Below are 13,503 nucleotides of genomic sequence, written 5' to 3' on the forward strand. Positions count from 1 at the left end.
ACTGTAAAGGGTTTTAGGACGCGGAAGGCAGATTTGAAGACCGGTAAATTGGAAATTGTTGGTTTGAATATCACCGCCCTACCCGGTAATTTGTGGAGAAGTTTTAAAATAGGGTTACTATAAACACTGGCAGCCCCGGTAATAACTAAAAGCAATGGAATTAAATAAGTATAGCAAAACGATCACGCAGGATCCTACACAACCAGCAGCGCAGGCTCAGTTGTACGGAATTGGTTTAACAGAAGAAGATCTGAAAAAAGCACAGGTGGGTATCGTCAGCATGGGTTACGATGGTAACACCTGCAACATGCACCTGAATGATCTGGCGCAGGACGTGAAAAAAGGCGTCTGGGCAAATGATCTGGTGGGACTCATTTTTCACACCATTGGCGTCAGCGATGGGATGAGCAATGGCACGCCAGGTATGCGCTACTCTCTCGTTAGCCGCGATCTGATTGCTGATTCCATTGAAACCGTTGCCGGAGCACAGTATTACGATGCCCTGATCACCGTACCAGGCTGCGATAAAAATATGCCGGGCTCCCTGATGGCCATGGGCCGTCTCAACCGCCCCTCCATTATGGTATACGGCGGAACCATTGCACCAGGAAAATACAAAGGCCAGGATCTTAATATCATCTCCGCCTTTGAGGCACTCGGTCAGAAAATGGCCGGTAAGCTGGATGAAGCCGATTTCAAAGGCATCGTACAAAATTCCTGCCCCGGTGCAGGCGCCTGTGGTGGTATGTATACCGCTAATACCATGTCTTCCGCTATCGAAGCACTCGGTATGAGCCTGCCCTACAGCTCATCCAACCCCGCGTTGAGCAAGGATAAAAAAGATGAATGCCTCGCTGCAGGTCAATACATCCGCCTGCTCCTCGAAAAAGATATTAAACCAAGAGACATCATGACAAAAGAGGCATTCGAAAATGCACTCACCATCATCATGGCTTTAGGTGGCAGCACCAACGCTGTACTACATTTCATTGCTATCGCAAAATCAGTAGGCGTTCCTGTCAGACTCGAAGATTTTCAGCGCATCAGCGACAAAACACCACTGATCGCCGATCTCAAACCAAGCGGTAAATACCTGATGGAAGACCTCCACAATATTGGTGGCGTTCCACTGGTAATGAAATACCTCCTCAAAAAAGGATTCATACACGGCAACTGTATGACCGTAACCGGTAAAACAATCGCCGAAAACCTGGAAGACGTGGCAGACATAGATTTCAGCACCCAGGACATCATTGTGCCGCTGGAAAAACCACTGAAACCAACCGCTCATATCCAGATTCTTTACGGTAACCTGGCCACAGAAGGGTCTGTCGCTAAAATTACCGGTAAGGAAGGCGAACGCTTCAAAGGCCCGGCCCGTGTGTTCGATGGTGAATTTGAACTCATTGCCGGTATCACCTCCGGTAAAGTAAAAGAAGGAGATGTGGTCGTGATCCGCCAGGTAGGCCCTAAAGGCGCCCCTGGTATGCCCGAAATGCTGAAACCAACCAGCGCCATCATGGGGGTGGGATTGGGCAAAAGCGTGGCACTCATCACGGATGGCCGTTTCTCCGGTGGTACCCATGGCTTTGTGGTGGGACATATCACTCCGGAAGCCTTTGAAGGCGGTAATATCGCCCTCGTAAAAGACAACGACATCATCGAAATAGATGCAGTAAAGAATTTTATCAATGTGGAAGTAAGTGAAGAAGAATTGGCCGCCCGCAGGGCACAGTGGATACAACCCGCATTGAAAGCATCCAATGGAATCCTATTTAAGTACGCAAAACTTGTTAAAAATGCAACAGAAGGATGTGTTACCGATGAAGCCTGAGATAGCAGATAAACAGTTAACTGCAAAACCTGTGATTACAGGTTCTGAAGCAGTGATCCGCGCCCTCGTGGAAGAGGGGGTCGATACTATCTTCGGTTATCCCGGCGGGGCGATCATGCCTATCTATGATGCCCTCTATGATTTCCAGGATCAGGTTCGTCATATACTCGTCCGGCATGAACAGGCTGCTACACACGCTGCCCAGGGATATGCCCGCAGCTCCGGCAGGGTTGGGGTGGCATTTGCTACTTCCGGTCCCGGCGCTACCAACCTGGTAACAGGTTTGGCAGATGCTTACATGGACAGTACCCCAATGGTATGCATAACCGGCCAGGTGGCCGCTGCACTGCTGGGTACAGACGCTTTCCAGGAAACAGACGTGATCGGTATCACTATGCCCATCACCAAGTGGAATATACAGGTTACACGTCCGGAAGATATACCGGGCGCTATGGCCAAAGCATTTTATATTGCCCGTTCCGGCCGCCCAGGCCCGGTACTGGTGGATATCACCAAAAATGCACAGTTCGGAGAGTTCGAATATGAATACAAGAAATGCGAATATATCCGCAGCTACCGCCCTGTACCCGAATTAAGCCAGGATGCTGTATCTGCTGCAGCCGCACTCATTAACGCCGCAAAAAAACCATTCCTGCTCGTTGGACATGGGGTTTTATTATCCGGCGCAGAAAAAGAACTGATCGCCCTGGCAGAAAAAGCACAGATCCCGATGGGATCCACACTGCTCGGTCTTTCCGCTGTACCGGTAGATCACCCGCTGTATGTGGGCCTGCTGGGCATGCATGGCAACTACGGGCCTAATATACTCACCGGCGAAGCGGATGTGGTGATTGCGGTAGGTATGCGCTTCGATGACCGTGTAACCGGCGACGTAGCCTCTTATGTTCCAAATGCCAAAGTAATCCACATCGAAATCGATGCGGCCGAAATTCATAAAATCATCAAAGCGGATGTACCTGTTCACGCCGATGCAAAAGACGCCCTGGCGGCACTGTTACAAGAGGTAACTCCTGCTGAACACAACGCATGGCTGGCCGAATTCCGCGCCGCCCATGATAAAGAATACGAAAAAGTACAACACGCTGAACTGTATCCGCAGCAAGGAGAACTGAAAATGGCCGAAGTAATCCGGCTCATCTCAGAAAAAACCCAGGGCGAAGCTGTACTGGTAACAGATGTTGGTCAGCACCAGATGGTTGCTTCCCGCTATTACCGCTTCAAAAATCCAAATACCAATATCACCTCCGGTGGTATGGGTACCATGGGATTCTCTTTGCCGGCAGCCATGGGTGCTAAAACCGGTACCCCCGAAAAAGAAGTAGTGGCCATCATTGGTGATGGTTGCTTCCAGATGACGCTGCAGGAACTGGCCACTATACACCAGTCACAGATCGGTGTGAAAATAGTGATCCTGAATAACAACTTCCTCGGCATGGTAAGACAATGGCAGCAACTGTTTTTCGACAAGCGCTATTCTTCCACAGAAATGGTCAATCCCGACTTTGTACAGGTTGCCAAAGGATTTTATATCCCGGGCAAAAAAGTAACTGCAAGGGAAGATATATCCGCTGCCATCGACGAAATGCTGGCTCACCAGGGCGCTTATCTGCTCGAAGTAGTGGTGGAAAAAGAAGATAATGTATTCCCCATGGTGCCCGCCGGTGCCCCTATAAGCGCCATCAGGCTCGAGTAGTCAGGCAGGAAGGATTCATATTGATCATTTGTAATTCACAACAGGTATATGCAAAAAGAATATACAGTAACGGTATATACGGAAGATCGTATAGGTATAACCAACCGTATCACCATTATATTTACCCGCAGGGGCATCAATATCACCAGCTTAACCACAGCTGAAACAGAGATTCCCGGTGTATATAAGTTCATCATAACGGTGATGTCTACCCGTGAAAAACTGGATAAAGTGGTTGGCCAGATAGAAAGACTCATTGAAATACACCGCGCCTTCGTACATGAAGAAGACGAAGTTGTATACCAGGAGCTGGCATTGTACAAAATCTCTACAAAGTCGTTGCACACCGGCGATATAGAAAGATTGATCCGCGAAAATAATGCGCGCATCCTTACTATCACAGCCGACTACTTTGTGATTGAAAAAACAGGCCATCAGCAGGAACTGACAGATTTTATCAAGAAACTTGAACCATACGGTCTGATAGAGTATTCAAAGAGCGGCAGGGTAGCCATCGTAAAATGGAGCCGCCGCTTTCACGAACACCTGAAAGAACTGCAGGCACAGGAAGCAGAAAACGGCCTTTAATTTTTCCGCTACACCGGTAAAAAGTAAAAGCTTTCAAATTATAAATCATTATTCATTCAAATCAATCCTCAGCTAATAGCTAATTGCTAATAGCTAACAGCTAAAACAAACTACACATGGCAACCATCAATTTTGGAGGGGTACTCGAGCAAGTAGTAACCAGAGAAGAATTCCCTATGGAAAAAGCAAGGGAAGTGCTGAAGAACGAAGTGATTGCAGTAATCGGATACGGCGTACAAGGTCCCGGCCAGGCACTGAACCTGAAAGACAATGGCTTTAACGTTATCGTAGGTCAACGTAAAAATTCAAAAACCTGGGATAAAGCAGTAGCTGATGGCTGGGTTCCTGGTGAAACTTTATTCGATATCGAAGAAGCAGCACAGAAAGGTACTATTATTCAGTTCCTGCTGTCTGATGCCGGACAAATCACCCTGTGGCCTACCTTAAAGCAACACCTGACTCCTGGTAAAGCACTGTACTTCTCCCATGGATTTGGTATTACCTATAAAGATCAGACTGGTATCATTCCTCCGGCTGATGTAGACGTAATCCTGGTAGCTCCAAAAGGTTCCGGTACTTCCCTCCGCCGTCTGTTCCTGGCTGGTCAGGGACTGAACTCCAGCTTCGCTATCTTCCAGGATGCTACCGGCCGCGCTAAAGAACGCGTTGTAGCACTGGGTATCGGTGTTGGTTCCGGTTACCTGTTCGAAACAGATTTCAAAAAAGAAGTATACTCCGATCTCACCGGCGAACGTGGTTCACTGATGGGTTGTATCCAGGGTATCTTCGCTGCTCAATACGAAACACTGCGTAAGAATGGTCACTCACCTTCTGAAGCATTCAACGAAACAGTAGAAGAACTGACACAGTCCCTGATGCCACTGGTAGCAGAAAACGGTATGGACTGGATGTATGCTAACTGCTCTACTACCGCTCAGCGTGGTGCGCTCGACTGGTGGAAGAAATTTAAAACAGCTACCCAGCCTGTATTTGATGAACTGTACGCCAGCGTTGCTGCAGGTAAAGAAGCTGCACGCTCTATCGCTTCCAACAGCACTCCTGACTATCGCGAAAAACTGAACGAAGAACTGAAAGAACTGCGCGAAAGCGAAATGTGGCAGGCAGGTGCGGCTGTACGTAAGCTGCGTCCTAACAACGCGTAATAGCTAATATTATAAATTACAATGGCAAAGCATTTTCGAATTATTGAAATTATTGGTGCTGGTATTTAGTACAGAAGAATACATCTTTCTGATACTGAGTACAGGTTCCATGATTTCGATAATACCGGAAATGCTTTGCCATTTGTATTAATTACATTTTATGTCTGAAGTAACGAATAGTGTCAGCTCCCTGAATATCCTGGATGCGGCAGTGAAACTGAAGCCGGTGGTTAACCGTACACCGCTGACGTATAACGCCAACCTTTCCCGGCGTTATAACTGTGATGTATATCTGAAAAGAGAGGATATGCAGATTGTACGCTCTTATAAATTGAGAGGCGCCTATAACCTGATCAGCAGCCTGTCTGCGGAGATCCTCGCTAAAGGCGTTACCTGCGCGAGCGCTGGTAACCATGCCCAGGGCTTCGCCTATGCCTGTAAAGCCATGAACATCAAAGGCGTGGTATTCATGCCTGTCATCACACCGAAACAAAAAGTTAACCAGGTAAATATGTTTGGCGGCGATAACATCGAGATCCGCCTTGTTGGAGATACCTTCGACGATTGCTCGGCAGAAGCCCAGGATTTTACCAAAATAAACGGGATGACCTTTATCCCGCCATTCGATAACCCAAAAATTATTGAAGGACAAGGGACCGTAGCCGTGGAAATTCTGGAAGACCAGCCATCCATCGACTACCTTTTTGTACCCGTTGGCGGCGGTGGTTTGGCCGCAGGCTTAGGTACTTATTTTAAAACCTACAGCCCTAAAACCAAAATAATTGGCGTAGAACCCGAAGGCGCTCCCTCCATGCTCCGCGCATTGGAAAATGGCGCCCCGGTTACCCTCGATGAAATTGAACGCTTCGTGGATGGCGCCGCCGTAAAAAGAGTAGGAGCCCTCCCTTTTACTATTTGTAAAGAGGTACTGGAAAAAATGCACCTGGTACCCGAAGGAAAAGTATGCTCTACTATCCTCCGGTTGTATAATGAAGATGCCATTGTTGTGGAACCCGCCGGCGCTTTGTCCATCGCCGCGCTCGACGATTTTGCCGAAGAAATAAAAGGTAAAAAAGTTGTGTGTGTGATCAGCGGCAGCAACAACGATATCGACCGTATGCAGGAAATAAAGGAACGTTCCCTCCTGTACGAAGGTTTAAAGCATTACTTTATTGTACGTTTCGCCCAGCGTCCGGGCGCTCTGAAAGAATTCGTGAATCATATTCTCGGCCCCACCGACGATATTACCCGTTTTGAATATATCCAGAAGCATAATAAGGAAATTGGTCCTGCACTTGTAGGGGTAGAACTCAAGTGCCGCGAAGACTATGATAAACTGATCGCTAATTTCAAAAAATCAAATTTCCAGTTTACAGAACTGAATAAGGACGATAGCTTGTTTGGATATTTGGTGTGATAGCTTTTAGCCATTAGCTGTTAGCTTTTAGTAAAATGAAGTGGAAATGAGTAAGGCCCCTGACCGGGGCCTGTTTTATTTAGTGGCAGCTAAAGATATGTCCAGCAATTCACAATCTTCAATTTTGAGATCCCAGATCTGTCCCCGGCAATATCCCTTTATAAAGAGGGGGCTGCCCTTTACAATGTTAATTTCCTTATTATCCGGCGGGAAACATTTGATGGCATGAAGCCGGTCACTGCTTTTTAACAGCATATATGTTGTTCCCATAGGATTAAGCCCTGTGCCAATAAAAGTACCCGTGATATACACTACTTGATTGGTATACTTTTCATCAGTTTCAGGATCATTTGCCAGATAGCGTTTCTGCAATGCCATGGCGGTGATAGGGTGTTGCAGGTGTTTGCCGGCACTGGTATCTTCAGGGGGAGCATCTGGCATAATATTGATGGAGTCGTTCAGCGTAACAGGGACTGGCTGATGAATAAAATAGAAGGCAATTACGCCCGCTGTTGAAAGCAGCAATAAACCGGCTGCAACAGGTATCAGACGACGCGGTCTGGGATGGCTACTGGAGGTTGTTTTCATTACCCGGGGTTTTAGGGATATAGTTGCGGTAAAAGTATCAACAAAATTAAATGAGAAGTGCTGCTTAACGAATGCATAACAAAAAACACCCGTTACGGTTCAATCGTAACGGGTGTTTTTTGTTCGGTATAACCCTGGGTTATTTTAAACTTGCAGTATCGATCACAAAGCGATATTTCACATCGCCCTTGAGCATACGCTCATACGCATTGTTAATATCCTGTATATTGATCACTTCCACATCACTGGTAATATTGTGCTCTGCACAGTAATCCAGCATTTCCTGTGTTTCGCGGATGCCACCGATCAGTGAGCCTGCAATGCTCCTGCGGCCCATAATCAGGTTGAAAGCGGGTACTATAGATGGCTCCGGAGGTACCCCCAGGCATATCATAACACCGTCGAGATTCAACAAATTCAGATAGGTAGTATAATCATGTGGCGCCGAAATGGTGTTAATGATAAAGTCAAATTTGTTCCGCAACTGTTTTACCTGTTCTTTATCGGTCATCAGCGCAAAATGATGTGCGCCCAGTCTTTTGGCATCAGCTTCTTTTGAAGGTGAAGTACTTAACATCGTTACTTCAGCTCCCATTGACGAAGCCAGCTTTACAGCCATATGACCCAGTCCGCCCAATCCTACTACTCCCACTTTATGTCCTTTACCGACTTTCCAGTGACGCAGGGGAGAATAAGTGGTGATACCTGCACACAACAAAGGGGCTACACCTTCCAGCGGTAATTTATCAGACACCTTTAATGTATATTTTTCGTCGGTTACTATGTGGGTGGAGTAGCCACCGTAGGTATGCGTTTTACGGTCCATTTCATATCCGTTGTAGGTACTGGCGCCACCGGTTACACAGTATTGTTCTTCGCCCGCCTTACAGGGATCACACTCCCGGCACGAATCCACAAAGCAACCAATGCCGGCCAGATCGCCCACTTTAAAGCGGGTTACGTGATCGCCTACTTTTGTAATCCGACCTACTATTTCATGACCAGGCACCATCGGGTAAATGGAATTGCCCCACTCATTTTTCACCTGGTGTATATCGGAATGGCATACACCGCAATATAAAATTTCAATCTGTACATCGTGCGGCCCCGGTTCCCGGCGTTCAAAGTTCCACGGTCCCAGCGGCGACGCGGCATCCTGCACAGCGTAAGCTTTTGTTGCAATCATGATGTAAAATTTAGGTCCCTAAGCTACGTAATTTGTGCTATCAGGGAAGAGATATTGGATCTGTCGCCAAAAAATAATGCACAAGTCGATCCCCTCCCGGAAGGTCCGCCTTTTAGCCGGACCTGTGTTGTGGGTAGATGGCGGATCGGCGGGAACGGCGTAAATTGCAGGTATGCTGAGTTACTGGGAAAAACAAAGTTTACTGCAATACGACTACATCATTATCGGCAGCGGCATCGTTGGCTTATCTGCTGCTATCAGCCTGAAAGAAAGAGCGCCGCAAAGCCGGGTGATGGTGCTGGAAAGGGAAGTATTACCCACCGGCGCCAGTACCAAAAATGCTGGCTTTGCCTGTATCGGAAGCCTGACGGAAATTCTCGCCGACCTGCAAACTATGTCTGCCGAGGCAGTACTTAACCTGGTTAATCTCCGCCTCAGCGGTTTACGTTTGCTTCGCCGGCGACTGGGTGATGAACGGATCGCGTACCGGGAAAACGGAAGTTTTGAACTAATCGGCACCCGGGAAGAGTGGGCGTTGCATCAAATTGCTACTGTGAATAATATGCTCGGTAACCTGTTTGATGGTCAACCGGCATTTACAAGGACCGATAAACAAATAGCCCCCTTTGGCTTTTCCCCCAGGCATATAAAAGCGCTTATCCGCAACAATTTTGAAGGAGAACTGCATACAGGTAAGATGATGCGCGCGCTGATTGACACCGCCATCAACATGGGAGTGGAAATCAAAACAGGCTGCCCTGTCAGTCATATAGATGATTTTCATACGGGGGTAAACGTTATAGTACCCCATCATACCCTGAAAGAAGATATCGTATTCACCGCCCGTAAAGTGTTGGTTTGTACCAATGCCTTTACAAAACAGTTGCTGCCGGAAGAAGAAGTTACACCCGGCCGGGGACAGGTGCTCATCACGGCACCTGTAAAAGACCTGCCATTTAAAGGAGTCTTCCATCTCAGCGAAGGGTATTATTATTTTCGGGAGCTGGATGGCCGGGTATTACTGGGTGGGGGCCGGCAGCTTGATTTTGCGGGAGAAACCACCACAGAATTCCACTTTAATGACCGCATACAACACGAGCTGGAACAGTTGCTGCATACGGTGATCCTCCCCGGTCGCGAAGCTACTATCGCTGACAGATGGACCGGTATCATGGCCTTTGGCAAAACCAAACAACCCCTTGTAAAAGCCCATTCAAAAAACGTGGTGATGGGCGTACGTATGGGCGGGATGGGAGTGGCCATCGGATCAATTGTGGGCGACCAGATCGCCATGATGGCGATGGATGCAGCAAACAATTGAAAGGCCCCAAAAAAAACCTTGTTTCGCGAACTTCTCTTTTCTATATTTAAATTTTATTTCCACGCTATCAGGCATTCGGTTGACCATTCCCTCCCACCTAATGGAAAGGAAATCAAGCTGAAAGATTAATTATTATTAATGTTCACAGGTACCTTTTGTGAAAGTAAAGGGTATTAATTGTTTCTTTTTTTATAAATGGGCTATGACAAGTAATTTAAATGTATAGTTTTATAACCCGGAAAAAACCGCGGCAGCTGTCGCGGTTTTATATTTCACGTTAAAAAAATATTTGTAAGCGTACTTTTTACATTTATTATGTATATTGATCCGCGAAATTTTTTATAACCACGTTTTGAACGTTATGCAAACAAAATCCTTACACATCTTTGATTACCTGGTATTCCTGGTATATTTCGTAATAGTGGCGGGCTACGGCTACTATATCTATCGCCGGAAGAAAAAGGCGACCACGGATTCTAAAGACTTTTTCCTCGCGGAGGGATCCCTTACCTGGTGGGCTATCGGGGCTTCCCTGATCGCGTCTAATATTTCGGCGGAGCAATTTATCGGGATGTCAGGAAACGGGTTCAACATAGGGTTGGCTATTTCCACTTACGAATGGATGGCAGCAGCCACCCTGATTGTGGTAGCCGTATTTTTCCTGCCTATCTACCTGAAAAATAAGATCTATACCATGCCCCAGTTCCTGGAACGAAGGTATAATCAAACAGTAAGTACCATTATGGCCGTGTTCTGGCTGCTGCTGTATGTGGTGGTAAACCTCACTTCTATCCTGTACCTGGGCGCCCTGGCGGTGTCTACTATCTCCGGTATCAACTTCTACGTATGTATGGTGGCCCTGGCCTTCTTTGCGATCCTTATTACGCTGGGTGGTATGAAGGTGATTGGCTATACGGATGTTATCCAGGTGTTTTTCCTCATTCTGGGTGGTTTGGCAACTACCTACCTCGCATTACAACTGGTATCAGAACATTTTGGCACCACAGGAGTGCTGAAAGGATTCTCGCTGATGACCCAGCATGCCAGCGAACATTTCCACATGATATTGTATAAGGAGAATCCAAAATACCTGGATCTGCCGGGACTGAGCGTACTCGTGGGTGGTATGTGGATTGTGAACCTGAACTATTGGGGATGTAACCAGTATATCACACAACGTGCATTGGGCGCCGATCTGAAAACTGCGCGCAGTGGTTTGCTCTTCGCCGGTTTCCTCAAATTACTGATGCCGGTAATCGTGGTGTTACCTGGTATTGCGGCGTATGTGCTGTACTCTCAGAACCATGGCGATTTTGCACAATCTATGATGAAAGGTGGTTCCCTGAATGCTGATAATGCTTACCCTGTATTGCTGAACCTGCTGCCTGTGGGTTTGAAAGGATTGGCATTCGCGGCCTTAACAGCTGCCGTGGTAGCTTCTCTGGCAGGTAAAGCCAATAGTATTTCCACCATTTTCTCCCTGGATATTTATAAGAAGATATACAACAAAGAGGCCGATGAGAAGAAGATCGTAAGCGTAGGGCGTACAGTGGTAATTGTGACCATGATTATTGCGATCGTTATTTCTAACTTCCTCGGTATCGATAAAAAAGGTGGTTTCCAGTTTATCCAGGAATACACCGGCTTTGTATCTCCCGGCGTATTCGCCATGTTTGCCCTCGGATTTTTCTGGAAACGCACGACCTCCAATGCAGCGATGTTTGCCATGATTGGTGGTTTGCTGCTTTCCTTCCTGTTGAAATTTATGCCGGCCTGGGTAAACCTGGAGCCGTTGCACCAGATTGGTTTCTCTGCATTAAACCCCGATAGCGGCCTGTGGGAAATGGCTTTCATTGACCGTATGGGACTGGTGTTTGTAGTGTGCGTACTAGGTATGGTGATCATTACCCTTTCTGATAAGGCCAGCGTCAACAATCCAAAAGGACTGGCGATCGACAGCAGTATGTTTAAACCCAATATGGGCTTCACTGTTGGTGCATTGCTCATCGTTGGTTTACTGATCGCATTGTATACTGTATTTTGGTAACAAAAACATTTTCTTATTTTGTTGCCGGGTATTTTAGGGTTACCAATCCTGGAATACCCGGCTTAGTTTACACGATTGTTAATTATTCACGTTATGTACTTTATAGGTTATGATATTGGGTCTTCTTCTATTAAGGCCGCTTTGCTGAATGCCGAAACCGGCGTTTGCGTAGCTACTGCTACCTGCCCTGAAAAAGAGATGGCCATTGAAGTGCCTCACCCGAGCTGGGCAGAACAAAATCCGGAAAGCTGGTGGCAGGAAATTATAAATGCCACGGGTATTTTGCTGGATAAATTTCCGGTGGATACAGCACAGATCAAAGGAATTGGCATCGCATACCAGATGCACGGCCTCGTTTGTGTGGATAAGAATCAACAGGTTTTACGCCCGGCCATCATCTGGTGCGACAGCCGTGCGGTAGATACCGGTAATGCCGCATTTAAAGCCCTGGGAGAACAATATTGCCTGTCGCACCTGCTCAACTCTCCCGGTAACTTTACCGCCTCGAAGCTCCGTTGGATACAGGAAAATGAACCGCATATCTACGAACGCATTCATAAAGTAATGCTGCCTGGCGATTTCATCGCCATGAAACTTACCGGCGAGGCCTGCACTACTGTCTCCGGACTTTCCGAAGGTACCTTTTGGGACTTCGAAGAAAATAAAGTGTCCACAGCCTTGCTGAAACATTATAACATCGATGAAAGCCTGCTATCGGCCATCGTACCCACTTTCGGTTTACAGGGACAATTAACGGCTGCAGCGGCAGCCACCCTGAAACTGGCGCCGGGTACCCCGGTCACCTACCGCGCCGGCGATCAACCCAATAACGCTTTTTCATTGAATGTGCTGCAACCCGGAGAAGCCGCTACTACAGCAGGAACTTCAGGTGTGGTATATGCTGTGCATGATAAAAACAGCTTCGACCAAAAGAGCCGTGTCAATACATTTGTACATGTGAATAACGATGACGCACATACGAGAAATGGTGTGCTGATGTGCTTAAATGGTACCGGTATCGCCAACAGCTGGCTCAAAAACCTGGTGGGAGACATCACCTATCCCGAAATGAATGCCCTGGGTCAACAGGCTCCCATTGGCGCTGCAGACCTGCAGGTATTTCCTTTCGGTAACGGCGCCGAACGCATTTTGGAAAACAGGAGTGTAGGCGCTTCCGTTAGCCGCCTGAATTTCAACCGGCATAACCGGTCGCACATGATGCGCGCTGTTCAGGAGGGAATTGTATTCGGACTTAATTATGGAATGGATATCATGGCGGAAATGGACCTGAACATTCACCGTGTAAGAGCCGGACATGCCAATATGTTCCTGAGTCCCCTATTCCGGGAAGCATTCGCCAACACTGCCAACGTAGTCATAGAATTGTATAACACCGATGGCGCCCAGGGGGCTGCCCGTGGCGCCGCTATAGGAGCCGGGTATGTAACCGCTGAAGATGCTTTCCGTGGTATGGAATGCCTGTCGGTAATAGAACCGGATGCTGCCCTGCAATCGCAGTACCGCGATGTTTACGGCAACTGGTTAAATGGTCTTAGGGCCTTATAAACAGGAGGGATGGAAAACAGGGTTAACACCCGCATCTGATGATGTGGCAAATAGAAAATTTTATTACTTTGTCTGGAAT

The 13,503-nt window shown here is 47.3% G+C and carries 10 protein-coding genes; 8 read left to right on the forward strand and 2 right to left on the reverse strand.

Annotated elements, in window-relative coordinates; all coding sequences use genetic code 11:
• Nucleotides 1–154: 154 nt before the first annotated feature.
• From ilvD to ilvA, 5 genes are all read left to right on the forward strand, one after another.
• Nucleotides 155–1,834: a dihydroxy-acid dehydratase gene (ilvD, locus tag KE626_RS05885; protein WP_211971932.1), complete on the forward strand. Its 1,680-nt coding sequence runs from the start codon at nt 155–157 to the stop codon at nt 1,832–1,834.
• Entirely contained in the window at nt 1,800–3,548 is a 1,749-nt protein-coding gene (gene ilvB, locus KE626_RS05890) for a biosynthetic-type acetolactate synthase large subunit (RefSeq protein WP_346344343.1), read from the forward strand. Before ilvD ends, ilvB begins: the two co-directional genes overlap by 35 nt.
• A gap of 48 nt (nt 3,549–3,596) precedes the next feature.
• Nucleotides 3,597–4,136: an acetolactate synthase small subunit gene (ilvN, locus tag KE626_RS05895; RefSeq protein WP_211971933.1), complete on the forward strand. Its 540-nt coding sequence runs from the start codon at nt 3,597–3,599 to the stop codon at nt 4,134–4,136.
• 116 nt (nt 4,137–4,252) lie between these two features.
• Nucleotides 4,253–5,299 (forward strand): ketol-acid reductoisomerase, encoded by a 1,047-nt coding sequence (gene ilvC, locus KE626_RS05900; protein WP_168741410.1) that lies wholly within the window; start codon nt 4,253–4,255, stop codon nt 5,297–5,299.
• A 160-nt stretch (nt 5,300–5,459) separates the two neighbouring features.
• Nucleotides 5,460–6,716 carry a threonine ammonia-lyase IlvA gene (gene ilvA / locus KE626_RS05905; RefSeq protein ID WP_211971934.1) on the forward strand — a complete coding sequence of 419 codons (1,257 nt, stop codon included), beginning with the start codon at nt 5,460–5,462 and terminating at the stop codon, nt 6,714–6,716.
• 75 nt (nt 6,717–6,791) lie between these two features.
• On the opposite strand, the gene KE626_RS05910 is transcribed toward ilvA, so the two are convergent.
• Both KE626_RS05910 and KE626_RS05915 read right to left on the reverse strand, forming a co-directional pair.
• The gene (locus KE626_RS05910; protein WP_211971935.1) at nt 6,792–7,304 is read right to left on the reverse strand and encodes a hypothetical protein; all 513 of its coding nucleotides are present in this window, start codon (nt 7,302–7,304) and stop codon (nt 6,792–6,794) included.
• Between the two features lie 139 nt (nt 7,305–7,443).
• A complete protein-coding gene (locus KE626_RS05915) occupies nt 7,444–8,490 on the reverse strand; it encodes an NAD(P)-dependent alcohol dehydrogenase (RefSeq protein ID WP_211971936.1) in 1,047 nt (348 codons plus the stop codon).
• Between the two features lie 172 nt (nt 8,491–8,662).
• On the opposite strand from KE626_RS05915, the gene KE626_RS05920 reads away from it, so the two are divergent.
• From KE626_RS05920 to KE626_RS05930, 3 genes are all read left to right on the forward strand, one after another.
• Complete coding sequence (locus KE626_RS05920) at nt 8,663–9,811, forward strand: NAD(P)/FAD-dependent oxidoreductase (RefSeq protein ID WP_211971937.1); 1,149 nt, start codon at nt 8,663–8,665, stop codon at nt 9,809–9,811.
• Nucleotides 9,812–10,172: 361 nt separating this feature from the next.
• A complete protein-coding gene (locus tag KE626_RS05925; RefSeq protein ID WP_211971938.1) occupies nt 10,173–11,858 on the forward strand; it encodes a sodium/sugar symporter in 1,686 nt (561 codons plus the stop codon).
• Between the two features lie 93 nt (nt 11,859–11,951).
• Nucleotides 11,952–13,424 carry a xylulokinase gene (locus KE626_RS05930; RefSeq protein WP_211971939.1) on the forward strand — a complete coding sequence of 491 codons (1,473 nt, stop codon included), beginning with the start codon at nt 11,952–11,954 and terminating at the stop codon, nt 13,422–13,424.
• The last annotated feature ends 79 nt before the right edge of the window (nt 13,425–13,503 follow it).

The organism is Chitinophaga hostae, assembly GCF_018224885.1.
In the GTDB taxonomy this organism is placed as follows: domain Bacteria; phylum Bacteroidota; class Bacteroidia; order Chitinophagales; family Chitinophagaceae; genus Chitinophaga; species Chitinophaga hostae.